1 protein-coding gene is annotated in these 563 nt (G+C 55.8%); it reads right to left on the minus strand.

Annotated features, from left to right (window positions below; genetic code table 11):
• The coding region (locus K0335_RS22225; protein ID WP_219394172.1) for an ABC transporter permease at window positions 1-563 on the minus strand (563 nt) is incomplete at both ends.

The following is a 563-nucleotide window of genomic DNA, read 5'->3' on the forward strand; positions in this document are numbered from 1 at the left end:
TGTAGACGATCGGGTTCAGGTGCGACAACCCTTGCCAGAACGGCGGCAGCAGCGTCAGCGAGTAAAATACCCCGCCGAGGTAGGTCAGCGGCGTCAGCACAAAGGTCGGGATCAGACTGATATCGTCAAAGGTTTTGGCAAACACGGCGTTCAGCAGTCCGGCCAGCGAGACCAGAATCGCGGTCAGAATCAGCGTTAGCGCGACAAATACCCAGGAATGCACCTGGAAAGGCACGAAAAAGAGCGAAATCGCCGTCACCAGAATCCCCACGCACAGCCCGCGCGCCACGCCGCCGCCGACAAATCCGGCGATGATCACGTGCGTTGGCACCGGCGCGACCAGCAGTTCCTCAATATTGCGCTGAAACTTGGCGCTAAAGAACGAGGAGGCCACATTGGCGTAGGAGTTAGTAATGACCGCCATCATAATCAGGCCCGGCACAATAAATTGCATATAGCTAAAGCCATGCATTTCGCCGATGCGCGAACCGATCAGGTTACCGAAAATAATAAAATAGAGCGTCATGGTGATGACAGGCGGCACCAGCGTTTGCACCCAGATC

The organism is Escherichia sp. GZ89 (genome assembly GCF_019366485.1).
GTDB classification, from domain to species: Bacteria; Pseudomonadota; Gammaproteobacteria; order Enterobacterales; family Enterobacteriaceae; genus Escherichia; species Escherichia fergusonii.